Source organism: Streptococcus sanguinis, from assembly GCF_900635155.1.
Classification (GTDB): Bacteria; Bacillota; Bacilli; order Lactobacillales; family Streptococcaceae; genus Streptococcus; species Streptococcus sanguinis_G.
In genome coordinates, this window is sequence record NZ_LR134002.1 from 1016366 (window position 1) to 1042522 (window position 26157).

The 26157-nt window shown below is 38.9% G+C and carries 31 protein-coding genes and 2 pseudogenes; 31 read left to right on the plus strand and 2 right to left on the minus strand.

The genetic code is table 11. The features are described 5' to 3' along the window. Positions 1–31 precede the first annotated feature (31 nt). The 29 genes and pseudogenes from ELZ47_RS05210 to ELZ47_RS05360 form a co-directional block, all read left to right on the plus strand. Positions 32–265: pseudogene (locus ELZ47_RS05210) on the plus strand (DUF4274 domain-containing protein); the annotation flags it as partial. Between the two features lie 297 nt (positions 266–562). Continuing rightward, positions 563–1168: a nitroreductase family protein gene (locus tag ELZ47_RS05215; RefSeq protein WP_126435481.1), complete on the plus strand. Its 606-nt coding sequence runs from the start codon at positions 563–565 to the stop codon at positions 1166–1168. A 69-nt stretch (positions 1169–1237) separates the two neighbouring features. Next, positions 1238–2644 (plus strand): dipeptidase PepV, encoded by a 1407-nt coding sequence (gene pepV / locus ELZ47_RS05220; RefSeq protein ID WP_126435483.1) that lies wholly within the window; start codon positions 1238–1240, stop codon positions 2642–2644. A 54-nt stretch (positions 2645–2698) separates the two neighbouring features. Further along, complete coding sequence (locus ELZ47_RS05225) at positions 2699–3283, plus strand: uracil-DNA glycosylase family protein (protein WP_126435485.1); 585 nt, start codon at positions 2699–2701, stop codon at positions 3281–3283. 10 nt (positions 3284–3293) lie between these two features. Then, the gene (locus tag ELZ47_RS05230; RefSeq protein WP_002930655.1) at positions 3294–3782 is read left to right on the plus strand and encodes a prolyl-tRNA synthetase associated domain-containing protein; all 489 of its coding nucleotides are present in this window, start codon (positions 3294–3296) and stop codon (positions 3780–3782) included. Positions 3783–4056: 274 nt separating this feature from the next. Further along, a complete protein-coding gene (locus ELZ47_RS05235) occupies positions 4057–5019 on the plus strand; it encodes a zinc-binding alcohol dehydrogenase family protein (protein ID WP_126435487.1) in 963 nt (320 codons plus the stop codon). Further along, the gene (locus tag ELZ47_RS05240; RefSeq protein ID WP_126435489.1) at positions 5012–5326 is read left to right on the plus strand and encodes a rhodanese-like domain-containing protein; all 315 of its coding nucleotides are present in this window, start codon (positions 5012–5014) and stop codon (positions 5324–5326) included. Before ELZ47_RS05235 ends, ELZ47_RS05240 begins: the two co-directional genes overlap by 8 nt. A 98-nt stretch (positions 5327–5424) precedes the next feature. Then, the gene (locus tag ELZ47_RS05245; RefSeq protein ID WP_126435491.1) at positions 5425–6519 is read left to right on the plus strand and encodes a DUF6574 domain-containing protein; all 1095 of its coding nucleotides are present in this window, start codon (positions 5425–5427) and stop codon (positions 6517–6519) included. A gap of 15 nt (positions 6520–6534) precedes the next feature. Then, the gene (locus ELZ47_RS05250; RefSeq protein ID WP_126435493.1) at positions 6535–8265 is read left to right on the plus strand and encodes a TcaA second domain-containing protein; all 1731 of its coding nucleotides are present in this window, start codon (positions 6535–6537) and stop codon (positions 8263–8265) included. A 4-nt stretch (positions 8266–8269) separates the two neighbouring features. After that, the gene (ldcB, locus tag ELZ47_RS05255) at positions 8270–9064 is read left to right on the plus strand and encodes an LD-carboxypeptidase LdcB/DacB (protein WP_420031187.1); all 795 of its coding nucleotides are present in this window, start codon (positions 8270–8272) and stop codon (positions 9062–9064) included. Positions 9065–9093: 29 nt separating this feature from the next. Further along, positions 9094–9384 (plus strand): cupin domain-containing protein, encoded by a 291-nt coding sequence (locus ELZ47_RS05260; RefSeq protein WP_002895366.1) that lies wholly within the window; start codon positions 9094–9096, stop codon positions 9382–9384. A gap of 702 nt (positions 9385–10086) precedes the next feature. Beyond that, positions 10087–11988, plus strand: a complete 1902-nt coding sequence (locus ELZ47_RS05270) for a CAP domain-containing protein (protein WP_126435497.1) — start codon at positions 10087–10089, stop codon at positions 11986–11988. Positions 11989–12292: 304 nt separating this feature from the next. After that, entirely contained in the window at positions 12293–12589 is a 297-nt protein-coding gene (locus ELZ47_RS05275) for a WXG100 family type VII secretion target (protein ID WP_032909709.1), read from the plus strand. A 79-nt stretch (positions 12590–12668) separates the two neighbouring features. Then, positions 12669–13097 carry a hypothetical protein gene (locus tag ELZ47_RS05280; protein WP_126435499.1) on the plus strand — a complete coding sequence of 143 codons (429 nt, stop codon included), beginning with the start codon at positions 12669–12671 and terminating at the stop codon, positions 13095–13097. An 11-nt stretch (positions 13098–13108) separates the two neighbouring features. After that, positions 13109–13408 carry a hypothetical protein gene (locus tag ELZ47_RS05285; protein ID WP_232011372.1) on the plus strand — a complete coding sequence of 100 codons (300 nt, stop codon included), beginning with the start codon at positions 13109–13111 and terminating at the stop codon, positions 13406–13408. Beyond that, on the plus strand, positions 13408–14127 hold the full coding sequence (locus ELZ47_RS05290; protein ID WP_126435500.1) for a DUF4176 domain-containing protein: 720 nt from the start codon (positions 13408–13410) through the stop codon (positions 14125–14127). The genes ELZ47_RS05285 and ELZ47_RS05290 overlap by 1 nt, the downstream gene beginning before the upstream one ends. Next, positions 14120–16297 (plus strand): LXG domain-containing protein, encoded by a 2178-nt coding sequence (locus ELZ47_RS05295; RefSeq protein WP_232011373.1) that lies wholly within the window; start codon positions 14120–14122, stop codon positions 16295–16297. Before ELZ47_RS05290 ends, ELZ47_RS05295 begins: the two co-directional genes overlap by 8 nt. Positions 16298–16309: 12 nt before the next feature. Next, a complete protein-coding gene (locus ELZ47_RS05300) occupies positions 16310–16966 on the plus strand; it encodes a hypothetical protein (protein ID WP_126435502.1) in 657 nt (218 codons plus the stop codon). Next, positions 16963–17277: a DUF6572 domain-containing protein gene (locus ELZ47_RS05305; protein ID WP_125332677.1), complete on the plus strand. Its 315-nt coding sequence runs from the start codon at positions 16963–16965 to the stop codon at positions 17275–17277. The genes ELZ47_RS05300 and ELZ47_RS05305 overlap by 4 nt, the downstream gene beginning before the upstream one ends. Positions 17278–17339: 62 nt before the next feature. Continuing rightward, a complete protein-coding gene (locus ELZ47_RS11960) occupies positions 17340–17969 on the plus strand; it encodes a hypothetical protein (RefSeq protein WP_232011374.1) in 630 nt (209 codons plus the stop codon). Between the two features lie 8 nt (positions 17970–17977). After that, positions 17978–18673 (plus strand): PoNe immunity protein domain-containing protein, encoded by a 696-nt coding sequence (locus tag ELZ47_RS05315; RefSeq protein ID WP_126436104.1) that lies wholly within the window; start codon positions 17978–17980, stop codon positions 18671–18673. A gap of 191 nt (positions 18674–18864) precedes the next feature. Further along, positions 18865–19308 (plus strand): DNA/RNA non-specific endonuclease, encoded by a 444-nt coding sequence (locus tag ELZ47_RS05320; protein ID WP_126435504.1) that lies wholly within the window; start codon positions 18865–18867, stop codon positions 19306–19308. Positions 19309–19320: 12 nt separating this feature from the next. Then, complete coding sequence (locus ELZ47_RS05325; protein ID WP_126435506.1) at positions 19321–19764, plus strand: hypothetical protein; 444 nt, start codon at positions 19321–19323, stop codon at positions 19762–19764. A gap of 170 nt (positions 19765–19934) precedes the next feature. Continuing rightward, positions 19935–20408: an Imm6 family immunity protein gene (locus tag ELZ47_RS05330; RefSeq protein WP_126435508.1), complete on the plus strand. Its 474-nt coding sequence runs from the start codon at positions 19935–19937 to the stop codon at positions 20406–20408. An 18-nt stretch (positions 20409–20426) separates the two neighbouring features. Further along, positions 20427–20549 (plus strand): annotated as a pseudogene (locus ELZ47_RS11965) (T6SS immunity protein Tdi1 domain-containing protein); the annotation flags it as partial. Positions 20550–20585: 36 nt separating this feature from the next. Then, positions 20586–20765 carry a hypothetical protein gene (locus ELZ47_RS05340; RefSeq protein ID WP_126435510.1) on the plus strand — a complete coding sequence of 60 codons (180 nt, stop codon included), beginning with the start codon at positions 20586–20588 and terminating at the stop codon, positions 20763–20765. Positions 20766–21195: 430 nt separating this feature from the next. Next, complete coding sequence (locus ELZ47_RS05350; RefSeq protein ID WP_232011375.1) at positions 21196–21657, plus strand: immunity 22 family protein; 462 nt, start codon at positions 21196–21198, stop codon at positions 21655–21657. Positions 21658–21670: 13 nt separating this feature from the next. Next, complete coding sequence (locus ELZ47_RS05355; protein ID WP_126435512.1) at positions 21671–21955, plus strand: HNH endonuclease signature motif containing protein; 285 nt, start codon at positions 21671–21673, stop codon at positions 21953–21955. Positions 21956–21967: 12 nt separating this feature from the next. Beyond that, positions 21968–22411, plus strand: coding sequence for a YrhA family protein (locus ELZ47_RS05360; protein WP_126435514.1), 444 nt, complete (start codon positions 21968–21970; stop codon positions 22409–22411). Between the two features lie 362 nt (positions 22412–22773). On the opposite strand, the gene ELZ47_RS05365 is transcribed toward ELZ47_RS05360, so the two are convergent. Together ELZ47_RS05365 and ELZ47_RS05370 are read right to left on the minus strand one after the other, a co-directional pair. After that, positions 22774–23016 carry a type B 50S ribosomal protein L31 gene (locus tag ELZ47_RS05365; protein ID WP_002895374.1) on the minus strand — a complete coding sequence of 81 codons (243 nt, stop codon included), beginning with the start codon at positions 23014–23016 and terminating at the stop codon, positions 22774–22776. 107 nt (positions 23017–23123) lie between these two features. Beyond that, complete coding sequence (locus ELZ47_RS05370) at positions 23124–24059, minus strand: DHH family phosphoesterase (RefSeq protein WP_126435515.1); 936 nt, start codon at positions 24057–24059, stop codon at positions 23124–23126. A gap of 105 nt (positions 24060–24164) precedes the next feature. Between ELZ47_RS05370 and ELZ47_RS05375 the strand changes: the two genes are divergently transcribed. Beyond that, a complete protein-coding gene (locus ELZ47_RS05375; protein ID WP_002915076.1) occupies positions 24165–24605 on the plus strand; it encodes a flavodoxin in 441 nt (146 codons plus the stop codon). 124 nt (positions 24606–24729) lie between these two features. Continuing rightward, complete coding sequence (gene sufB, locus ELZ47_RS05380) at positions 24730–26112, plus strand: Fe-S cluster assembly protein SufB (protein ID WP_126435516.1); 1383 nt, start codon at positions 24730–24732, stop codon at positions 26110–26112. Positions 26113–26157: the final 45 nt, after the last annotated feature.

The window sequence follows — 26157 nt, forward strand, 5'->3', positions numbered from 1 at the left end:
GAAGATATGATTAGGATTGAAATTAATTTGCAGGTATTTATTAGATGCAGAAGCAGCCTTTGCAAATTCTTTATCTAAGGAATGGGAAGATTTTGTAAAAGATGTCTATGATAAAATTATCAGAAGGAAATTTTCGAATGGGAATATCTCTTTTCTACCCGAAATAACGAGAATTCAAAAATTTAAACTGAAAAAATTAAAACTGGCATTAAATCCAATTTTCATTGATGGAGTTTCTGGGAAAGATTTGAATATAGTAGTTTAATTAAATAATTAGTTAAACATCTGAAAAATGAATACCTAAACCTAGACTTGAGACATCTATGAAAAATCAAAACTTTAAGAATGTCTTTGATCAAGAAAGAAGCTCTAGTTATAGCGATTTAAAAAGGGCTTAAGAGAGTCAAGTAGGCAGAATGGAGAAAACGAAACCTCTGCGACGGAATAATCTTATCAAGTGGCAAGAGCTGATAGCCATATCTTATAGAGAATGAAAAACTCCTGCAAACTCTTACAAAATATGATAAAATGAAGCTAGTATATTTAGAAAAGGATGCGACTTATGAAATTTCTAGAACTCAATAAAAAGCGTCATGCGACCAAGCATTTCAATTACAAACCTGTGGATCCAAAGGATGTTCGCACAGCCATTGAAATTGCAACGTTGGCACCCAGTGCTCACAATAGCCAGCCATGGAAGTTCGTTGTGGTGCGGGAGCGTAATCAGGCTCTATCAGAGACAGCTTTTGGTGGAAATGTGGACCAGATTAAGGAAGCTCCAGTGACCATTGCCCTCTTTACTGATACAGATTTGACCAAGCGGGCTCGTAAGATTGCGCGTGTGGCTGGAGTGAGAAATTTTTCTGACGAGCAGCTCCAATTCTATATGCAGAATCTGCCAGCTGAGTTTGCTCGCTATAGTGAACAGCAAAAGAGCGATTATTTAGCTCTCAATGCTGGTCTGGTGGCTATGAACCTTGTTCTGGCTCTGACTGACCAGGGTATCGGATCTAACATCATTTTAGGCTTTGATAAATCAAAGGTTAATGAGGTTTTGAAAATTGATGAGCGTTTCCGTCCGGAACTCTTGATTACTGTTGGTTATACTGATGAAAAATTAGAACCTAGTTATCGTTTGCCAGTTGATGAAATCATTGAGAAACGTTGACATATCAATATTTACGATTTAATTCATAATTCTATTGATTTAAATCGAATTGGAAATTGGGGTAAAATAATGACAATTGATTTTAAAGCGGAAGTTGAAAAACGCAGAGAAGCTCTCTTAGCTGACCTGTTCAGTCTTTTGGAAATTAACTCAGAGCGGGATGACTCCAAGGCAGACAAGGAGCATCCTTTTGGACCTGGTCCTGTTCAAGCTCTGCATAAGTTTTTAGAAATCGCAGAGCGTGATGGCTATGAAACCAAGAATGTTGACAATTATGCTGGTCACTTTACTTTTGGTGAGGGTACGGAAGAACTTGGGATTTTTGCCCACATGGATGTAGTCCCTGCCGGGAGTGGCTGGAATACAGATCCTTACAAACCTGAAATTATTGATGGTAAGCTTTATGCGCGTGGTTCATCTGATGACAAAGGTCCAACCATGGCTTGTTACTATGGTTTGAAAATCATCAAAGACTTGGGATTGCCAGTATCTAAGCGCGTTCGCTTTGTGGTGGGGACAGACGAGGAATCTGGTTGGCAAGACATGGACTATTATTTCAAGCATGTTGGCCTACCTGAGCCAGACTTTGGTTTCTCACCAGATGCAGAATTTCCAATCATTAACGGTGAAAAAGGGAATATCACAGAATATCTCCACTTTGCTAACAGTAATGATGGCAGCTTTAAACTCAAGAGCTTCACTGGCGGACTTCGTGAGAATATGGTGCCAGAATCTGCGACAGCTATTTTTACAGCAGCAGTTGATGCAGCGGAATTGGATAAGAAATTACAAGACTTTGTTGCTGCCCACAAGGTTTCAGCTAGTCTGAAAGAAAATGGCGACGCTCTTGAAGTGACAGTCATTGGGAAATCAGCTCATGGCTCTACACCAGAGGATGGTATCAACGGAGCAACTTATTTAGCTCTCTTCCTCAACCAATTTGACTTTGCTGGTGACTCCAAGGCTTATTTGGAAGTTGCAGCTCAAGTCCTGCACGAGGACTTTACAGGTGAGAAGTTAGGAATCGCTTATACAGATGCTAAAATGGGTGCTCTCAGCATGAATGCTGGTGTCTTCCATTTTGACAGTGCCAAGGCTGACAATACCATTGCTCTGAACATCCGTTACCCTCAAGGTACTGATCCGAAAACGATTCAGACCGGTCTTGAAAAAGTTGCTGATGTTGTGTCAGTAAGCCTATCTGAGCATGGACACACTCCGCACTATGTTCCAGCAGATGATGAGTTGGTAGCAACTCTTTTGAGTGTTTACGAAAAACAAACGGGTCTCAAAGGACATGAGCAAGTCATTGGTGGTGGAACCTTTGGCCGTCTTTTGAAGCGCGGTGTTGCTTTTGGCGCCATGTTCCCTGACTATGTCAACACTATGCACCAAGCCAATGAATTTACAGATGTAGAAGACCTTTTCCGTGCTGCGGCTATTTACGCGGAGGCTATCTACGAGCTAATCAAATAAAAAAAGAAGAACTCGTTTGGCCTTGCTGGATGAGTTTCTTTGCAAGGAGCTGTCATGCAAACAATAGAGGATATTGCCAAGGCCATCATGGCTGATCCAGAAAATCAAGAATTTACGGAGCAGGGAATCAAGCCGCTTTTTGCGGCACCTAAGAATGCTCGGATTAACATTGTTGGTCAAGCGCCGGGGCTGAAAACTCAGCAGGCAGGGCTTTACTGGAAAGATAAGAGTGGTGACCGACTGAGAGAATGGCTGGGTGTCAATGAAGAGACTTTTTATAATTCTGGCTACTTTGCGGTTTTGCCCATGGATTTTTATTTTCCAGGACATGGAAAGTCTGGAGATTTACCGCCTCGTAAGGGCTTTGCGGACAAATGGCATCAGCCGATTTTAGAGCTTTTGCCAGATATTGAGCTGACCATTTTGATTGGTCAGTATGCTCAGAAATATTATCTGCATCAAAAAGGAAATATCAAGCTGACCGAGACGGTTCAGCATTATCAAGACTACCTGCCTGACTTTTTCCCACTGGTCCACCCGTCGCCCCGCAACCAAATCTGGATGGCTAAAAATCCTTGGTTTGCAGCTCAGGTTGTACCAGATTTACAAAAATTAGTAAAAAATATCATGGAGAAATGAAGTAAGAAGCATGGATGCATATCAACAAGTAGCTAACAAGTTGCAAGAGTTGGGGATCACCTTTGATGTGGTGGAGCACCCTCCTGCATTTACGACAGAGCAGGCAGATAGCTATATTGAAGGCATGGAGGGTGTTCGGACTAAGACTATGTTTTTAACCAATAAGAAGAAAACCCAGTATTACCTACTCATTATGGATGACAAGAAACGATTGGATATGGATGACTTTAAAGTTCAAGTGGGAGCCGATCGGATTCGTATGGCCTCATTGGACTCCTTGGCAGAGAAAATGAACCTACCAGCAGGAACTGTATCTCCCTTTGGTCTTCTCAACAATGAGGAGAAGGACATTCAAGTTTATTTTGATAGGGACATTGTATCAGAGGATATCATGACTTTCCATCCCAATACTAATGAAAAAACTATTTTTGTCTCTACAAGAGATTTATTTAAATTCTTGCAAGATTTAGGCTACTCTTACCAAGTGCTGGAGCTTTAGTAAGCTATTTTGCTGAGATAGAGTAGTACTATCCAGCTGCTCTCTCAGGATGTCAAACCTAGCGGATTTCTATCACTCGTTTGCTAGCGTTTTGTCCCTCTATCTTGAACTTGGATGAAGGACGTATCCAGCAACTTGCTTCCCCTCAAGGGCTTCTCCAACAGCCGGATAATGATTTTGTCAAAGAACTATTAGATCTTGCAGGAGTAGCTGACTGATTTTTTGAAAAGTCTAAGCTTAGAATGCTAAACTTTGTAGAAAGCGAGGTGATTCTATGGAAACGATGAAAGCTATAGTCATTTACGAAGCGGGTGGCCCAGAAAAGCTTCTGCTGGAAGAAAGACCAATTCCAGAACTTCAAGAAGGCTGGACGCTGGTCAAGGTCAGAGGATTTGGGATTAACCACTCGGAGATTTTTACTCGTGAGGGCTTATCGCCTAGTGTCACCTTCCCTCGGATTTTAGGCATTGAGTGTGTTGGCCAAGTTGCCGAGACGACTCGAGCAGATTTAGAGGTCGGCCAGAAAGTGGTTTCCATCATGGGTGAAATGGGGCGAGCTTTTGATGGTTCTTATGCTGAGTATGTCCTCCTGCCGAACGACCAAATTTATACAATCGAGACTAACCTGACCTGGACTGAGCTGGCAGCAGTGCCAGAGACCTATTATACTGCTCTAGGTTCTATGAAAAATCTGTGCATTGAGCCCAATGACAAGATTTTAGTCCGAGCTGCCACTAGCGGTGTCGGTTTGGCCTTTGCTCGTCTGGTCAAGGCACAGTTTCCAGACACACATATCGTGGGCTCGGTCAATAGTGGTTCCAAACAGTTTCTGCTCAAGCACCAAGCCTACGACGATATCATTATAGACCAGGATGGCCGACTGGAAACAGAGGATAAGTTTGATAAAATCCTTGAGTTGGTCGGTCCGGCAACTATCAAGGATTCTTTTGACCATATTGCAGAGGGGGGGATTATCTGTGTCACCGGTCTCTTGGGCGGCCAGTGGGAACTGGATGATTTCAACCCAATCGAAGAAATCAAAAACAACAGTTTTCTGACAAGTTTCCACTCAGCTCATGTGAGTCAAGATTTGATGGATGAATTATTTGACTATATTGACCGCTATCAGGTCAATGTTACACCAAGGCGTGTCTTTTCCCTAGAGCAAGTGCCCAAAGCTCATGCTTTTATAGAGGGGACGGCAGGTTTTGGAAAAATTGTGATTATGAATGAATAGGAGAAAAATGATGCAAAAAATTAATGCAAAAGATTTATATGAAAAAATGCAGGCTGAAGAACTGCAGTTGATTGATGTTCGCGAGGTGGACGAATTTACAGCTGGACATGTCTCTGGAGCTCAGAATCTGCCTCTCAGCAGCCTACCGGAGAATTATGGGCAATTGGATAAACAAATCCCCTACCATATCATCTGCCAAAAAGGCGGACGTTCAGCGCGTGCCTGCGAATTTTTGGAAGCCAAGGGTTACCAAGTAACCAATGTCGAAGGAGGAGTGGAAGCTTTTCCTGCTAAATTGACGTTATGACAAGCGATTAAGAAGAGCAAGTGCCGGAATTGATTGAATTTCCAGCCCTTTTTTTGTATACTATAGTAGTATAATAAATTGAGGATAGGAGAATATATATGTCAAAAGAAGATTGGCTTGAATATTTTGAGGCCGTTAACGGACGCTCAGCTACAGAGGAAGAAATTGCTCAAGCTTTTGCTGCAGGGGAATTTGTGGAAGCTGAACAGGTAAGGACAGAGCAAGCGCCTAGTGAAGCTAGCCCAGCTTCATCAAGCTTTGAACAGTCTCAACAAGAAGCTCAAACAGTTGAAACACAAGGTCAACCACAAAACTTTGCTCAGCAACAAAATTTCCAACAGCCTTTTGCTCAGCAGGCTTCTCAACAATATCAAGAAGTTCCACAGCAACAAGCGAATCCAAATCAATTTGCTAATCAGGGACAACCTTATCAGCAACAAGGATTTCAGCAAGCAACTTCCTTTAATGGACAGCCTCAGTCTTCTGGTCCGCAAGCTTATCAGAACAACACACAGCAAGGACAGTTCAATTCACAAGTACCTCAACAAGGACCGCAGGCTTATTACAGTCAACAACCTCCTCAGCCCAACGAGTTTTCTAAAACAATGAAAGGTTTCTGGACTTGGCTTGTTTCAGCTTGGAAATCACCGACATCTGAAGTTGAGAGCAGTAAGGTGAATGGCTACCTATCTCTAGGTTTGACAGTGTTCTTTTTTGCTATTGTCGCAAACTACAATATTTTCAGTACCATTGGTATCATGAGTTTAGGTACGTATAATGGACCGACTTTTAATTTCAAAGTCTTCTTTGTTTCACTGATAGCAGCAGCTCTCTTCCTTTTTTCTATTATTTTAGGTGGTTTTGTTGTGAAGCGTTTGGTCTATCAGGATAGAAGTTTTACCTTTAATAAGGCTTTTGATTGGTACGGTCGACTTTATGCCATTGTTCTTCCATTTATTGCTGTCTCAGCTCTGTTTGCTCTGTTGGGTATTATTCATTTATCTCTGTTCTTCACATGGATTGGTCTTTTGTTAGTCGGAGTTGGGGCGACCTTTGCTTTGATTTATTCCAAGACAAACAACTCTATGGATCCTTTTTATAAATACCTATTGGCCATTATTGTCAATGGTGTGATTACACTTTTCTTCTCTTTCATCGCTTTTTCTCTACTAACTAGTATCGCAATGATGTAATCTTGGAGGAGATTTATGGCAACAAAAGAAAAATGGGTTGATCTCTTTGAAAAAGTAATTGGTCGAAAACCAACTGCAAGTGAGTTTCTAGCCGGCAAACAATCTAACTTTGATCCAAAAAAGATTAAGGAGATTGCAGGCGAAGCAGAGGAAGCAACCACAGATACTTCGTCAGTAGAAAATACTACTGATGAAGCTTCTGATAATCAAAATATTGTTCAGGAGACACCTTCTGAAGATTCTGTCACAGAAGAATCGGTTCAACCATCTTCCCAAGATGATAAGCAAAGCTCATTTGAATCTAGCCAATATGAAGAGCTTCGTAAGAATTGGCTGCAAGCTTTTGAAAATAATATTGGTCGAAAACCTACCAAAGAAGAATTTGCGGAGGCTAAGAGTCAAGGATTCTCTAACCTGCCTATTCGGTCTGAACTACTCGACTCACAATTACCACAGAAACCAGTAAAAAAGGCTAAAAAGAGAATATCAAAGAAGCAAGCAATCATGATTGGGGCTCCAACCCTTCTAGTTGCCGCTTTGATTGGAGCATTCTTCTATTTAAATTCTATAACTGGAGTTAAAGTGGTCACAGACCATTTTGCAAAAGCCGTCTCTAGTAAAGACTTTGATGAAGTGGCAAGTCTTCTTTCTACTCAATCCGATAAGTGGACACGTGCTGAAGCAAGAGCGCTAGTTGAGCATCTAGAGAGCCAGGAGATTAATCTCGAAACTGAGCTAGATAACATTGTTGAGTCAAATGGCAAATCTGCTTATATCGATGACAACAATAATAAGATTTTAGGTGTTACTGAAAAGAGTAAGAAATTTGGTATTTTTCAGGAATATCAGATGGTTTCCTATCCAGTCAAAGTTAAAGTCAATACCAATTTGGATAATGCTACCATTAAACCTGGTGAGAAAAAAACTATTACTCTTAAGAAAAACACTGACACTGAATTGGGTGAATATCACTTTATCAAACAAGACTTTACTCTCAAAGGTAAGACGGATGTTGGAGATGTAGAGAGTAAGGTTCAGCTTGATTTAGCTACGGCTAAGGATAATGAAATCAAACTCGATCTCAAGTCTGAAAAGAAACAGCTAAAAATTACTATGCCTTCTGAAACTTCAAAAGCAACAGATATTAAAATCGTTGTTAATGGTAAAGAGAGTGGTAGCAGTTTGACCCCTGAGTTGCAGCTTGTTCCTTATCAAGAACTTGAAATTTATGCTAAGTTTACTATCTCTGATACTACCTTTACTACCAATAAAGAGACAGTTGTTGTGGAAGATGACACCACTAATGTGAAATTATCTCTTCCTAAGGAAGTGGTTTCTAAGATTAGAGAAAAGAACGAAGAAGCGAAAAAGGTTGAGGCTCAAAAGGCAAAAGTCTCTACTTTCCTTAATGACTACCGCAGTGCTGTTTTCAGCTCAGTTTCTAATAGGAGCAACAACTATTCTCAATACTACGATACCTCTAGTGCAGTATATCGAGAAATGGTTGAGTGGACCACTGGTGGTGGTGTTAAGAAAGCGAAAATTAACTATTATGAGCCAGGAGCTTTGGATATCCGCGAAATCAAGGAAGAAAATGGTTCCTATATCGTGACAACATATGAGGACTATACGGTCCACTATACCGATAACACTCCAAATAGTGTAAATCGTAAAAATAAGACTTATTACTTGAAACCTAGCGGTGATTCTTTTGTAATCTATAATCTTGAAGTTTCAGAAGGTTGATATTATGACAATGAAATACAGTAAACTAATTTTTCTTGCAGCATCTGTTCTTGTTCTAGGCGCGTGTTCGTCAGGTAAAGACACTACCGGAGATAGCTCTGATAAACAAGTGGCTAGTTCAACCAGTACGGTTAAGAAACAAGATGCTGAAAATGGCAAAAACTCTAGCCAAGATACGACACCATCTTCAGATAGTGCTGATACTAAAAAGGAGCAAAATCACGAGGCCAAAACTCTTGATCAAAATGTTTCTTATAACGGCAGCTACTACAGTGTCAAAGGGAAATATGATGAGATTCTCGTAGTCAACAAGCACTATCCTTTGTCAGCTTCCTATAATCCAGGTGAGAATGCGACTGCTAAAGCAGAATTGCTCAAACTGATTGCAGACATGCAGGCACAAGGTTATGCTATTAGCGACCAATACAGTGGTTTTCGCAGCTATGATACTCAGACAGAACTCTATCAAAATTATGTCAATCAGGATGGTAAGGCAGCTGCAGACCGCTATTCGGCTCGGCCAGGCTACAGTGAGCATCAGACCGGCTTAGCCTTTGACTTGATTGATAAGAGTGGTAACCTCGTGCAAGAAGCCGGAGCAAGTCAGTGGCTTCTAGATAACGCCTATAAATATGGTTTTATCGTTCGCTATCTAGAGGGTAAGGAAGGTTCAACTGGCTATATGCCTGAAAGCTGGCATCTGCGCTATATTGGTCAAGAAGCCAAGGAAATTGCTCAATCAGGCAAATCTTTAGAAGAATATTTTGGCATTGCTGGTGGAGGCTATGAAGATCAGTAGTCACATCATCCATTAGAAGGAGGAAGAAAATGAAATTTTTTGTTACCAATCCCAATAATGATTTTGCAGAAACACCTGTGCAAGAAGAAGGCAGAATCATCCATCATCTGCATCTTGCCAAAGGAAAAGAAGTACCAGAGCACAGTGCTGATGCACTGGTAACAGTTGTTTGTTTGTCGGGAGATGTGAGCTTTTCTGCTGGAGAACAAACTGTGCGGCTAGTGGCAGGTTCCTTTTTAACCATGGAGCCCAATGAGCCACACAGCTTGGTTGGAGAAGAAGATAGTCACCTCTTGGTTATCAAACAACTCAAATATTAATAAACTCAAAATACTAGAAGCTGCAATAAATGCTTCTAGTATTTTTTACTACTCTTTAACACTTATTCATTTCTGTAAATAAAAACCCACAATCAAGAAATTTATAAACAGATTCTTTGACTCTTAAAATAAACTTAATATATGCTTAAAAAAGCCTTAACTTAAGCTTAAAATAAACTTAAATAAAAAATCAGAATGATAGGGCGAGGAGTTTCAATAAATAAATAATAAAAATAATTTACACTATGTAAACCAAATTATAAACAATTATCTATTGCATTGGTTCGTAAATGAGAAGATTTTAATGATTTCTATAGATAAAAAATAGAAAATAAAACAAAAATACGAACTATAAAAAATTACCCATAAAAATAATTTACACCTTGTTAACTAAAATGCTTGCATTCAAAAATTTCTTGTGCTATAATTCGTCTTGAGGGTGAGATATGCATAAAAAAGTATTTTCAAGCATATTGACTTCTTTGTTTCTAAATCAAATGTTATAAAAACATTTATGTGCAACCTTTAATCAGGTGGATTCACTAACTAGTGATTCGTTTTTTTGCGTTTGATAATGATGGAGCAGTCAACTGTCAGCTGGCAGTATTTCGTGAAATTCTTTTTTATGAAGTTGTGCACAAAAGATAAATTCCCCCCACAAAAATATGAAGTGATGTTGGTCACTTTGGAGGTTTAATTAATATGAACAATCGTTTCAGACTCTTATCAAGATCTGTTGTAGCGGCTGCGGCTATTATTCCAGCATTTGCTCTTGCGAATAATGCTCAGGCTCAAGATTATGGTTATAACTACTATCAACCAGGTTATAATTACTGGAATGGCGGCTATAACAATTATAATTACGGCTATAATAACCGTTACAACAATTATAACTATGGTTACAACAACTATAATTATGGCTATAACAACTATAACTACGGATATAACTATGGTTACAATGGCTATAATTACAACTATGGTTATAATAACTATTATCCAGGCTATAACAACTGGAATTACAACTATAGCAACAACTACGGATATAATGGTTGGAATAATTACAACAATCTTGCAAACGATGAAAACTACATTTACTGGAATGGTAACCATTACTACCGTATGACGGATGGTTCTTACCGCATCTATCGTGATGGTGAGTGGAAACCATTGACAAATACTAACAATAACAGCACATCCAATAACAACTTGGAAAACGATCCGCATTATCGTTATGAAAATGGTTATCATTACTATGTGTTGGATAATGGCGACTATTACTACTATAAAAATGGCAAGTGGGTGTTTGTTAAGGATTCTGCTGATAACTCAACTAATCCAACAACTCCAAGTCAGCCGGAAGAACCAAAACCAGAAGTTCCAACTCCGACTCCAGCGGAACCAGAGCAACCAACTCCAGCTCCTACTGATAAACCAGATGAGCCTACTACACCAGCAGAACCAAAACCTGAGGTACCAAGTGTTGATTTGCCAGAAAATCCTCCAATTAACGGTGCAGAAGGTGAGTTTGATCCATTTGCTCCGAAACCAGAGCAACCAGCAGAACCAAAACCAGAAACTCCAACAACACCTGCTGTGCCAGAAACTCCTGGTTTGGTAACGACTGATAAACCAAGTGAAGATCAAATCCCGTCATACGTTGAAAAACCTGCAGAAGGTCTTGAGCATTTAGCTTGGGCACCAAATGGACAAACTCCAAAATTGGTTTACCCACCAGGAAAACCAGGTGATAAAGCCCTTGAGAATGATAAAAATTACTACTTCGATGGTAGTACACACTACTATTATGTACCATCTAACACAGAGCGTACAGGTTATTCAGCATACTGGAAGTGGATTGGACAAAAATGGAAACTGCAAGGTATGACTGATCCAAACGATCCAGGTGTAGATCCAAAACTTCACGAAAACACTGCGGATGATGAATACATGTACAGTGATAAAGACTCTAGCGTGAAATTGTACTCAACTAACCTAGTGACAACTGCTAAAGCAGGTCAACCATTGCCATTCAAGAACGTTGAAGAATTCAAGAAATACGTTATCGAAAAGATGAATCCTAAGTTCCTTGATAACGCAGGATGGGATGCCAAAGTTGAATGGGAAATCGAAGATCCAGAAATCTTTGAGAAAACCAAAGAAAACCCATATGCTAAGGATTATGTCTTGATTGCAAATCTTAAGAGTGGCGTTGAGGACAAGAAATACAGTGATGTAGAATTTGGTTATGTTAAGTTTGTTTACCGTGTTGAAGCAACAAATGATACAAACTATGACTATGTTTCAAAAGCTAAAGAAGCTTTCGCTAAAATCAATGAAGAGCGTAAAGCTCAAGGCTTGAAAGAGTTGACATGGTCAGAAGACATTTATCAAAATCAAGCACTTCCAAAAGTAAATGAAATCTCACGTCAATACGATAGCTCAGGCTTTGTTGGACGTCGTGATGAAGATGCCTCTGTTGTCGTTAAGAAATGGGCTAACAGCGGTCTGAGAGAATTGCTTCTTGATCCTAACGTAACTGAAGGTGCAGTAGCGACAGTTGTAGACGGAAACGGTGTTTACTACTGGGCTTACAGCTATAAATAATAAGGAATTTTCAACTTTTTTAAATTTAATCAATTTGTTGTAGTTTTTTACTAACTATTTCATAGTTGAGGAATCTTTATGAATTGAGAGGACCAAGTAGGTCTTCTCTTTTTAATCGGGATTTCATTATTTGGAATAGAAAAAAGCATTCAATGAAAGTATTGTTTACTGTTCTATTTTTACCAACTAAATAGAGTAAATAGAAGAAATTTTAAATTTAGTTGTTAAACTTATGTTATTTTTTATTGACATCTATTTTTCTAAACTATATAATATTATTATTAAAACAATTAAGGAGTCAACTATGTCAACAATTTCATTATCTCCAGAAGAACTAACTGCTCAAGCAGCAGTTTATTCAAATGCTCGTGATCAAATCGAAACAGCGATTCAGACAGTAAATGCAGCTAATGGTGAGATGGAAGCCCATTGGAAGGGTAGTGCTTTTAAGTCATACTTGGATCAATATAACCAACTCCACGGTGATGTAGTGAAATTTCAAGAGCTCTTGTCATCTATTAACCAACAATTAGTAAGTTATGCGAACACTGTCTCTGAGCGTGATACAGCAGATGCTAATAGCTTCGGTTTCAAAGGTTAATGCACATTTTGATAAAAGGACTAGGACCTTGTCCTAGTCCTTTTTTGAAAACCTAAAGAAAAAGAAGAAAGGGAACTTAATGGGAAAAATCGTTGACAATGAAATATATGCTCAAAATGCGAGAAATTGCCAAATAAATGGAGATCAAAAAAAGCAAGAAGCAGATAATGCAGGCGCAAAAATAGAGCGACTAAACGCCGCGAAGAAAATTTTAGAAGAACAGTTAGTTCTTCTAAATGGAAAAATTGATGGTGCAGAAAATCTTTTTAATGGACCTGCAGGAGATATGTCTCCTGCGGGTAATTGGAAAGGGGATTTAAAAAACGAATGTAAATTTCATTTCGAGCGTGGAATTACAAATCTGACTGATATGGAAAACAATTATCAGGATACCTTGAAAAACATTAATGGTGAATTAGTGAAATTGAAAGCTTCTCAGATAGATTTATTGGGAGCAGCCCAAAGTTTTTGGGACCAAGCACAATCTTGGTGGAATTCTATTCAGTAAAAGGAGAAAATATGTCTCAAGATCAAGTAGGTGTAAAACCAGAAGAATGGTCTAGCGTTGTTAGTAATGCTAAGAAAGGCGTTCATGGGATTATAACTTTGTCAAAAAAAGAAATTAGTAAGACAACTCTTTCGCGCTTTAAAAAATTTAATACTATTCAAGATAGTTGGAACTCAGCTTTAACTTCTTATAAGTCGTATGGAGAGGCGAGGACGGATATGATGACTAAAATGGGTGAGAAAATTGTTGAGGATGATGCTGTCTATGCTAGTCAAATTGATAAGAATAAGAATTATGTGAGGTTTAACTAATGACAGGTACTAAAGAGTTAGAGAGTTTTCGTACTGTCTTGTCGACGTGGCCGAATACTGATTTTGAAATAACAGATACGGTTGTTAAATTTGGAGAATTTCTGGGAGATCGACCTCCTTTAATGAGAGAATTATATAAGTTAATCAAGTTGAAAAAATCTCAGTATGAATACAATTCATTGCTGGGTACAACTATTCTTTTTAACCGTACTCAGAACGGTCAAATTACCTTCTCTTTTAATGGTCAAGACCAAGTGTGGTCTGAGGATTCTTTTTTTCTTTTTTTAGCTATTTTAGATGTCTATTTTGGGAAAATTTATCCCCTTGGTTCAGTTGTTGAGATTGATTTGGATTTGCTGAACAGTGAGCTTAAGGAGATGTTTTCTGAGGAGCCAGGGGCGCTTGTCATGCTGACGGGACGTAAGGCTCCTTTGGCAGAAGGTTTTGATCCTTACGTGATAGATTATTTTGGTCGGGTGTGGCCATTTGGTGAAGTTGCTGCTTTTCCGCCTGTATTTGTTAGCAACATGATGATTAAGAATGTCGTTCATTTGGGTTATGAAAATGAATGGGAAGAGCGGATATCTGAAGAAGTCATCCGCCAAACTTATATCAAAAATCACCAGTTGTCTACAGCCTTTATGACTATGGTAGATCAGTTGGCTTATTTAGCTTTTCTGAATGAGAAAGTAGTAGAGAAGGAGGGGTTAGATGAGTGATGGATTTTACGTCGATGTAGAAGAACTATATAATGTTTTTGAGGGGCTTCAATCGCAGTCAGAAAAAATAATTGCCAGCTTGGAGACTGCTAAAAGCTCTTATAATTCTGTTATTACTTCTAATTCTATGTACGGAGATGTGGGGCAAGCTATCGCTGGTGAGATTAATAGTTCGCATAATATGCTGCTAATCCAACTAAAGGATCTTCTTTATAGCCTGCAAAGTGACTTTTCTAAGGAAGTAGAGAGTTTTCAATCAGCGACTGGCGAGAAGTCAAGTACAGCGATAATTAGCCATAGTTATTTGAAGTCTACAAGCGAATATTTTGATACCCTAAAAGGTGAGATTGATCAAATTAGAAAAACAATTAACAGCGCAACGGATAGCGTCAGTGACCTAGTCTCTGTGACCAGCGATGCTAAGAACTATGAATATTTTGGTGGCAATCTCTCCAATGCTAAGGATGTAGTAACCAATACAATAGAAAAAGTTTCTGCTTGGGATAGCCAGGGTACTGCTCTAACAACTGAAACCAGTCTTCAGAATCTTCAAGAATTGCTAGGCCAACTGCACCAGACAGATGGGCTTGACTATAGCGATCCCATCATTAGTCAAGTAGTCAATAATCTTTCTCCTATGGCAGATAAGGTCAAGGAGATTGATGATCAGATAGATGAGAGTGTCCAGAAAGCCAAGTTAGAGGCACAAAAAGCCAAGGAATTGGAAGAAAAGGAAAGGGATCGAATAGAAAAAGATTGGCGTCTTCATCACCCGATTCAAGCAACACTACGAGATTGGCGTAAGGGGCTTTCCGATGGCTTAGATAGTATGACTAACTGGATGAAGGATGATCCTAACTGGAAATGGTTAAAAGGTTTTGGAGATGCAGCCTTTGGGGCTGTAGGGGATGCAGTTTTTGGAGTTGCGGAGTTTGGCGTTGATCTTGTTCAATATTCCACTGAAGGTGTGATATTAGGCTATAATTCTCTCACGGGAAATGAGACTCCACAGTGGATGAAGGATGATTTACAAGGTGGGATAGAGACTTTTGGGCACGTTTTTCTAAATACGCTTGGAAATGTGTTTGGATTGGTCACAATGATTCCAGAAGTGAATAATCTGATTAATGACCTAGACGACAGTACTCGAGATGGTAGTATTATGGGAGCGATTCTCCATGATGTGCGTCATGCAAAAGATTTGAAGCAGCAACCGATTCGTGATAAAATCAATCTAGTTGGTAAGTTTTCAGGCTACGAGAGCGGTCATGCGGCAGGTGAAATCGTTAGTGAAATTGTTTCATGGATTGGTCCTGCTAAGTTAGCTAAGATGGCTGGTGGGAGCAAGCTAGTCAGCCGTTTGGCTCAGGCGCCCAAGATTCAGAAGGGAATGTCTTATTTTAGAAAAGCTCGCACAGCGCTGTCTAACAGTCATCTGGGTAAGTTGGCTCGGGAAAGCTATGGCGCGACCAAGGACTTCTTTACTAGTCGTTTAGGGAATCTATGGGATGACTTTAGCCGCAAGAAGTTCGCCTTTGCGGGCTTGGATAAATTCCGTTATGGGGATGATATCGGTAAGCACACAGCTCGACTGTACCAGAGTACGAGTGAAGGAGCAGAGTATCAACGCATACGTCGAGGTCTCTATAGCGAGGCAGCTGAGCATGGAGATGATGTAGCCAAAGGACTGGAAGAATTTGTGGACGGTAAATTTACTGATCCTGAAGTTCAGGCTCGATATGAAAAATATCTTAAGAAAAAAGCAAAACAAGGAAAGACACCTCGTGAACCCCTGGATTGGAAAGAGACTTCTGATCGAATGGCTAAAATACGCAACCAAGGTCGTCAGTACGAACTAGAAAGACTGGAAGACTTCAAGAAAATTGCTACTGATGTTGAGGAACAAATAACGATTGACGTCGAGGCTCCCGATGGTGAAATTGTTCGTACTCGAGTTGATGCAATGGGGTATGATAAGGAAACCGGTCAGTTATTGATTCAAGAGTATAAATCCTCTGCTACTGCTCCTCTTACTCCAAACCAAAAAAAAGCATTTCAATTGATTAAAGATGGTGCTAATGCTCATGTTGTTGGTAAAGGGAAAGGTGTATTTAGAGGTGGCTTCGAAATTCCACCTGGAACTGAAATACCAGTTATAAGACCAGATTAGTGAGGTGATTGAATGGTTAAATTTTCAAAAATAGATAAACAACTAAAAAAAGAATTGAAAAAAGTTCAGCGCAATGCAGCAAAAAAATTACAACTAAAGTCTCGAGATTGGGCCTATTTCAACAAAGTAGGAGACTATCTGGTTTCGTATATGATCGATATTAAATTTCCAGATAATCAGTTTTCTATCACAATTCAACCTTCAATAAAACCCTATATTATTGATGATATCTTTTGGGAAGTTTTTGATATGATGAGTAATTCGCAGGAGCCCATGAGTCTTCGAGCAGTTGGAGCCTTTACAGTCGATAGTGTATCGTTACCATATAAGATAGTCAAAGAAGACTGGACAATGGATGGCCTTGATTTAGAAAAAGTAGAATCCAAGGTTTTTGAGGTGCTCTCAGAAGTGCATGAAGAAGTCTTAAAACTTATAAATAGCTTCTCATCTTTTGAGGATTTCTATGCCTATGCAGTTGAGAATGGACCAAGTCTTGCGGGTTATGATTTAATAGGAATGTTATTAATGATTCACCGGGAGCAGTATGCAGATGCACTCCAAATGGCTGAAGGTTTGATCGCAAAGCGTAAACAAGGAAAATACCAAAATAAGGGTAAATGGATAAATGAATATATCGTTGATTATTGTAAAGAAAGGCTAAAAAAATGAGTGTATTCGAAACAGACCAAATCGACACAATGGGTGTTGTAAATGGCAACTTGGAGTTATTGATTATTGATACCTGTAACTGGGAATTTGAAGAAGAGCATTTTGAGTTGCTTGAGGATAAGCTCAATAATTACCTTCTTTATCTGGATACCAAGCAATATGTACCGAAATACGGAGATGATTTTGATAAGATTATTATATCCATTCATTTCATGTATAATTTAGTAGAAAATGCAGTAAAATTCTTAAATGTAGTTTCTCAACAACTTGCTGAAAGTGGCTATACTCTCCATATCCATCTTCCAGAATAGGACTGTAAATTGATGCAACCACCCTTTGGGGTGGTTTTTCAGACGTAGAAGCCAGTGAACAGTTGGCTAAGCATAGTGATGATATGGCTAAGGGCGTGAAGGAGGCCGCAGAACAACCTCATCCTGAAGTCCATTGGGAAGGTCACAAGTGGGAAAGCCATTTGGATGAACTCCATAAAAAAATGTTGGCGGATAATATTCCAGTCACTGCTGAAGTACATACAGTAGAGGAGATAGCTAAACAACAAGCTGAGATCTTAAAAGTCCGCTATGGTGAAGAGGCGCTTTCTTCTAGTTTGAAGAAAGGTAACTTTGGTGAAATGGTTCAAGACGAGTACTACCGTCAGTTTGGTTATGAGCGCATCAGCAAGGACATGGTAACAGGCTTAGATGATGCTGGGCGTAAGGGAATCGATGGTGTTTACTACAATCCAAATGGTCACCCACCATATATCATTTCAGAGGCTAAGTATAATAAAGCAAAATTGAGTAAAGGCTTAGCGGATGGAACGGACCAGATGGATCTTGAGTGGATCAATAATCGTTTGGACAAAGCAGTAAGTGAAGAACATTTGGCTGCAATTCAAGATGCTATGGAATTTGGTGATGTTCAAAGCCATCTGTTTAATGTTAAGGAGAATGGTCGTATTATTGTCAATCAATTAGACGATATGGCCAAGAAGATGAAGTGAGGAATATGATGTTTAGAGACAAATATAAAGACAAAGAGTATTTTGGGAAAAGGTTAAATTTTAATTCGAAAACATTTGAGAGGAGAGAGAGGCAAGACCATAGAGAACGTGTCTTACCACAATATCTAAATAGATATTACCTATCACAGTCAAGTTACTCTGAGAAGTTATTGCGAATAAATTATTCACTAGGAAACTCGTTAGATGAAGTGTTTAAGTGGTTTAAAATTAGTCTCAATTATTATCAGAAATACTATCAAACTAAAGGAAGTATTTATACACTGATTGATTACCTCTCATTAGCTGTTCTATTTGAAGACCGTAAGGAAGAATTTATTGAGGATGTAGAAAAGATTTTCAGTAAGTATCAGTCCTTTGTAGATGCAGGTGAGCAGTTTGAAGAAGGCTACATTGATACATTAGCTATCTATTTATTAGACGGCCGAGTAGAGAATTTCCGTTCCCATCTAGAGTATCTCAATATGATTGGGAATGATGCGGATAGTGTTATTGAAGCACAGAAGTTCTGGTACTATGCCCATTCAGAAGCCTCATGGTATGACACGCATGAGACAGATGATGCTTATTACGGCTATTGGAGTTTTGATACCGCTGCCCTTTGCAAGATGAGGGGTATCTACGATGAACGATTCAAAGATTTAGATTTTTTCCCATACGACCTCTTGGTTCAGGAAGATAGATAATACCTAATTTGACCACCTTTTGAGGTGGTTTTTACATTCTGCGTTTGTATGATATAATAAATTGAATTTGTTCATGATTTTCAATCAATCATCTTCATGATAGAATCAATCTAGCTGGTAGAAAATTAGGAAAATCTCAAACGAGAAATTGAATAGATGAAGCTAGTGAAATTTTAACAGATGGAAGTCATATGGATGGAAAAGTTCCTAAACCTAATGTGGTATATGAGGCTGGAGAACATCGCTATCTTTATCGTACTGATGAGGTGGGTCGTATCGATCGGGCTTATGCCGAAGATTTACAATTAAAACTCCATGAAGATAGATTACGCCATAACTTCAATACTCTAGATAAAGAAATCGGGGATCATGCAGAGCATATCTTCGGAGATTTGTTTGGTGGATCACCCGAGTTGGATAACCTTGTTTCACAAGCTAAAGATGTCAATCTAAAAGAATATTGTCGTATTGAACGTGATTGGGCAGATGCTTTAAAATCAAATCCACCAAAGAAAGTTGAAGTAGATATTAAGATTAACTACGAGGGATCTTCAATGAGGCCAACTAGCTTTGAAGTTAATTATAAGATTGATGGTATAGAGTATTTTGAAGAAATTCCTAATATAAACAGATAAAGGGAGGATAATATGACACAATTTGAAGATAGATTTATGGAAGTTCAGGCTAGCATGATTTCATTAGCAATGGAATATGTCCAAAATCAAGCAGATAAAATTTTTATTTATTGTGTTGCTGATGGTTTTTATAGATTTGATGTATTTTTTAAAACTAATAATCATTACCTGGATAGAGATGAGATTGCGGGTTACCTTCATAATGAAATAGATAGTTCAGATGAAATTCAGTTTAGTCTATTAAGAATTGGGGCACAAGATATAGAAAGAATGGTTAAGCTGTGCCAAGAATATAACCGCGAACACCCAACTGAAATGTGGTTGATTTATGATGCTCAGAAAAATAGTCTTGATAGTCGCTATAGCTATGAAGGGCGTTATGACAAGGATGAAGAATTGCTTCCACGACTAGAGTTTGAAAAATGGTTTGAGGAAGTTAAGGAAAAGAAGATATAAAGTAAGAGAAAGTAATTTTCACAGCACCAATCTTGTTTTTGTTCTAAGTTAAAAAACTGAGTTGAATCAATTTTTCAATTCAGTTTTTTGCAAGCTCCCTATCTGCAGAAATTGGTAGCAAGTTAAACTTCATAATAAAAAATGGACAAATTTTATAATAAGGAGATAAGATGATTGATACTTATTTTATGCTAATTTATTCAGAGGCTATTCTTAGTCAGATGAAAACGCAATACAAGCCTCAAATTCGAGCCGTCTTGGATGATTGCTGGAGTTTTTTGGAAAACAAAGATAAAACAGGAAAAGAACTCTATACTTTATTGGATGATGGGACAGATTTTAATGGACTTTTTATCTATATGCAATTAGATGAGGATGAAACTAACGTTCCATCATGGGATAATATTAGCTATGCAGTTGGCTCGACGGCTAAAGAAGCTTACTTGTTTGATAATCAGAAGCAACTGCCTCCCCCTTTGGAAAATATTGATTCAAATTTAATAGAACTATTTATTGAAAACTTAAAAGAAATTAATATAGATTTTTATAATCATGTTGAGGAAGTGAAAAATTTTGTGCAAAGTGACTCATCGCCTTCAAAAGTTGATGCTTTGAAAGAACTAGGAAAATTAGAACTGGTATAATACAACAAAGTCTTAACTTTCGGTTTTGTTACTTTACTAGCCTTGGGTGGCGTAAAAGATGTGGAACATATGGATAAGGTAAAAACCTTGGAGCACATTTACCTCATGTACCAGCTTACAGGCGGAGTAATGGACGATTGATAGAAAAAACCACCCTCGAGGTGGTTTTCTTGTAGTTTGATAAAAGCTTGTACATATGATTTATGGTATACTGGGATTGTAGAGCCAGCAAACTTTAGTGACAACTTTACAAAAAGTGGTGCCCGTGTCTACAATGCATCTGATGATGTCGCTCGAGGCCTGAAGGAAACGGCAGAACAAGTTGGCAAGAAAGCCCGTCAAGAGTTCAGCGAATGAGCAAGCGAGGCAGCTGAGCATGGAGATGATGTAGCTAAAGCTCTGGAAGAGCCAATAGTAATTGATGACCTATCTCCTAAGGATATTCCAACTGTTAAATCTGGTAATTTTGAAGAATTTTTCAACAGATTAACACCTGAACAATTAGAGCAAATTTGGGATAATAAGCATTTAAGACGCAAAATTGAAAGACAGTTAAGAGCGCCTGGCGGAATGCATGAATGGCATCTTGTTTCTCGTGCACCTCAATTTAAGAGATGGGGATTCATGCTGAACAGATACGTGATCTTAGAACGGCAATATCAGATGTAAAATTTGTGAATCCGACCGGAGTTCATGGTGGTCTAGGTTCAACGCTTGCTCATAATGAGTTGCTGGGGATAATTGATAGTTCTTTGGATTATGAAACTTTTGTCAGAAGGTTAAATAATTGGGCAAATTATGGACTAGATGGTGGAATAGCCTCATTGCCAGAGGGACTACGGTTTCTTGGAAAATAGAAAGGATAATCATGGAAACAGAAAATACAGTGTCAATTTGGATTGGCAACTTTGATACTAAGTTAGAATTAGATGAGTTTATAACTTTGAAATATGATGATGAAGGAGAGGTGATTCCTTCAATGTTTTACAATCAATATAACATTGATATTGATGATATTGATGATTATCTAATTGAAAAAGAAGTTTTTGAAACCAGCTTTACAAATTTGTTTGATATGCTAAAGGGCGCATCCTATGACAACATTATTGTAAAAAAATTAAAGCAAAAAGGCATAAAGGCCAATATTGCACCCAATAATACGTTGATTTTGATATATAATTATCAGTTTGACAGCAATGTTTCACGAACAATTAACACAGAATTTGTAACGACTGTACGGTACAAATAATTAGAAGATTGAAATGAATCGAGCTACAATTTTACAGAGTAATTTGAAATCTCATGGGCTTAGTGAAACGGATATTCAGAAGTTGAAAGATGGATTTGTGCCGAAAGGTTATCAAGTGCACCATGAATTGCCACTCGATGATAGTGGAACCAACGACTTTAGCAATTTGGTCTTGATAAAGAATGACCCTTACCATAAAGTTATTACCAATTATCAAAACAGTATTGTTAGAACAATGAAAATCGGGGAAAGTAAGGAAGTTTTGTGGCCAATCATTGGAAAAAACATATATAATTAGTGAGGTAAATAAATGTGGCTTGAACTTTTAGAAAAAATAGAAAGAATTGAATCTGGTTATGGGGAAAAGTTAAATTCTCCAATTGATTTAGATAAAATTAAATCTCTTAGCAAAAATGAAATAAACGAAGTTAAAATATTTATGGAACAAGAATATTCACGATTTTTAACAAAAGTAAATGGTCTTGATTTTAATGGGAGTGTACTTTATGGTTTAAAAACAGATGATAGTTGTTCTGCTGAGGTTTATGATTTCTTTGAGTATAATAAAATTTGGCATGAAGTTGAAGAAAATAAACGGTTTGTTTTTATCGGAGAGAACAATATTAGTTGGTTTGTATATAATCCTAGTAACTATGAATATTTAGAATTAGATATGCCATCTGCGGAGGTAGTAGAGAAATTTAATTCTTTGGATGATTTACTTGAAAGTTTTCTTTCAGATGCTATGGAATAGTTTAGCAATATTTATTTTATTTCAGACAATTTCACGGACTTTTTAGCAATACTTCATCAATAATATTATAAAGTAATTAAAAAGGTCAATTTTGCTGATCTTTTTACATAGTGAGTTATTATAATCTTTAGCTGCTGTGATGAAAATTCAAATAACTTATTCTTTCAGTTAGAGTAGGGGGGCGATTGAGAAATGCTCAATTAATTCGTAAATTATCAAATTCTCATAGTCATTAGGATGATAACATAAATAAATATGCTTTATAAATTTTGTACAAAAATTTATGCATTTTCATATGGATGATTCTAGTACTTTGTTGTTAAGTGTTCAAATACAAAAAAAGCACCGATTGGTGCTTATGATTATTTGAGACCGTATTTTTTGTTGAAACGATCCACACGTCCATCTGCTTGAGTGAACTTTTGGCGTCCAGTGTAGAATGGGTGTGAGTCTGATGAAATTTCTACACGGATCAATGGGTAAGTTTCCCCTTCGAATTCAACTGTTTCGTTTGAACGCTTAGTTGAACCACTAAGGAACTGGTAGCCGGTAGAAGTGTCCATGAAGACAACTGGGCGGTATTCTGGATGAATATCTTTTCTCATTTTACAAAAATTTCCTTTCTGCCATGGTCTCTTTGCGAGCCATAGATTAGTTACTTTGATAGTTTATCAAATTCTGATTGATTTGACAAGACTTTTAGACTAATTTCTTACTTTTTTGCCAATTCTTTCATCTCGGTGTAGATTTGCTCTATTTCTTCTTTAGAAAATGCATTGGCTCCGCTGGCTAAGGGGTGTCCACCGCCGTGATGATTTTTGGCAATACCGTTGATAGGAATAACCTTGCTGCGCATGCGGACACGGTAGTGACCTTCAGGCTGCTCAACAAAGATAGCCCACAGACCGACTCCTTCGATACGGCCAGGCGCCCCGACGATGGCTGCTGTGTCAGCATCGGTCAGATGATAGGCTTGTAAAACTTCCTGAGGCAGAATGACCCGCGCAGTACCATTTTCATCTATTACCAACTGCTCGTAGACATAGCCCTGCAGTTTAGCTACTTGGCGGCTGATAGAGTCCATTTTGCGAGACAAGGTTGATAAGTCGAAATCGTACTTGCGTAATTTGGCAGCTACTTCGAATGTGCGAGCGCTAGTAGAAGGATAAAGGAAGCGGCCGGTGTCACCGATGATACCAGCATAGAGGAGTTCTGCAACTTCTTTGCTCAAAACTAAGTTATTTTCAAAGGCAAAGAGAGAAATCATCTCACTGGCACTGCTGGAACTTGTATCAACTAGAGAAATATCTCCGTAAACCTCATCATCAGGATGATGATCGATTTTGATGAGGAAATCACCTGTCGTGTAGCGTTGGTCGTCAATGCGGGCTGTATTAGCAGTGTCACAGACGATAACTAAGGACTCTTGGTATTCTTCGTCTGTAACTTGGTCCATTTGCGCCAACCACATGAGATTGGGCTCATCGTAGCCTGTCGCTTTGATTGTTTTTTCTGGGAAATGGTATTGAAGTAGCTTTTGCAGTCCGACCTGACTGCCAAGAGCATCAGGATCTGGCCGCATATGGCGATGGATAATAATAGTATCGTATTCTTTGATCTTACTTAAAATATCATGATAAAGAGTCATAAATAACCTCGTCAACTTTCTTTACCCATTGTAGCATAAGAGTTTTTATTTTTAAAATAAAAAAGATATGATATAATGAGAGCAGATTAGAATTTGGAGGAAACTATGACCTTAGCGAAAATTGTATTTGCCAGCATGACTGGAAACACCGAGGAAATTGCTGATATTGTGGCGGATAAGCTAAGAGACCTGGATGTAGAAGTTGAAGTGGACGAGTGCACCACTGTCGATGCAGAAGATTTCTTGGAAGCAGATATTGCGATTGTAGCGACCTATACCTATGGTGATGGTGAGCTGCCTGATGAGATGATGGACTTCTACGAAGACTTGTCTGGTTTGGATTTGTCTGGCAAGGTCTACGGAGTGGTCGGTTCGGGCGATACTTTCTATGATGAATTCTGCAAGGCTGTTGATGACTTTGATGCTGCCTTTGCTGCTACAGGAGCGGTGAAGGGGGCAGAAAGCGTTAAAGTAGACCTATCTGCAGAAGATGATGATATTGCGCGCTTGGAAGCTTTTGCAGAAGGCTTGGTTAATAAAGTTTAAAGTGATAAATAGAGGAGACGGCTGCGGCCGTTTTTATTTTGCGAAAGTGTTATTTTCTGACAATTCTCATGATTAGGAGTATAATGTAAGTAAGCGCTATCCATCAGATAAAGGAGGAGTCCCTATGAAAGAACGCGACTATGCCTTTGGCTTTCATGATGATGTCAAGCCGCTCTTTTCGACTGGTAAAGGCCTGACAGAAGAAGTCGTTCGAGAAATCTCAGAAATCAAGAATGAGCCCCAGTGGATGCTGGACTATCGTCTGCGCTCCTTGGAACTCTTTCATAAGTTACCCATGCCCGACTTTGGCCCTGATTTGACAGGGATTCGCTTTGATGATGTTATCTATTATCAAAAGCTAAGCGGTGATCGGGCTCGCAGTTGGGACGAAGTTCCAGAAGAGATTAAGAAAACCTTTGACCGCTTGGGAATTCCAGAAGCCGAGAAGCGCTTTCTATCTGGAGCGGTGGCCCAGTATGAATCTGAAGTGGTTTACCACAATATGAAGGAAGAGTTTGCCAAGCTGGGGATTATCTTCACTGACACGGATACGGCTGTTCAGGAATATCCGGACTTGGTCAAGCAGTATTTTGGTACTGTGATTTCAAATGCTGAGCATAAATTCTCTGCTCTTAATAGTGCAGTTTGGTCCGGCGGAACCTTTATCTATGTGCCTAAGAACGTCCAGTGCCAAGTTCCTGTTCAGACCTATTTTCGTATTAATGGGGAGAATGCCGGCCAGTTTGAGCGCTCCTTGATGATTATTGAGGAGGGCGGCTCCATCCAGTATATCGAGGGTTGTACAGCACCAACTTACACAAGCAATAGTCTTCATGCTGCAAATGTCGAAATCATTGTCAAAAAGGATGCCTTTTTCCGCTATACGACCATTCAAAACTGGTCGGACAATGTCTATAACCTCGTAACGGAGCGGGGGATTGTTGAAGAAGGCGGAACCTTGGAGTGGATTGATGGTAACTTAGGCAGCAAGGTCAATATGAAATATCCCTGTAGCATTCTTAATGGCCGAAATGCACGGACTTCTGTCCTCTCTATGTCCTTTGCCAACTATGGTCAGCACTTAGATGCGGGCTGCAAGGTTTTTCATAATGCGCCCAAGACTTCCAGTACCTTAATTTCTAAATCAGTGGCCAAGGATGGTGGCAAGACAGACTATCGTGGTCAGGTTCGCTTTGGCAAGAATAGCGCTGGCTCCAAATCTCATATCGAGTGCGATACCATTCTGATGGATGGTGAGTCCAGTTCCGACACCATTCCTTTTAATGAAATCCATAATTCAAATGTCGCGCTAGAGCATGAAGCCAAGGTTTCAAAAGTGTCTGAGGATCAGCTCTACTACCTAATGAGCCGAGGAATAAGCGAAGAAGAAGCCACAGCTATGATTATCAACGGATTTATGGAACCCATTACTAAGGAACTTCCAATGGAATACGCCGTCGAACTCAACAAACTCATCAACATGAGTATGGAAGGCTCAGTTGGTTAAAAAAGGTCCAGTGGACCTTTTTAATATGCGGATAAAAAACTCGCT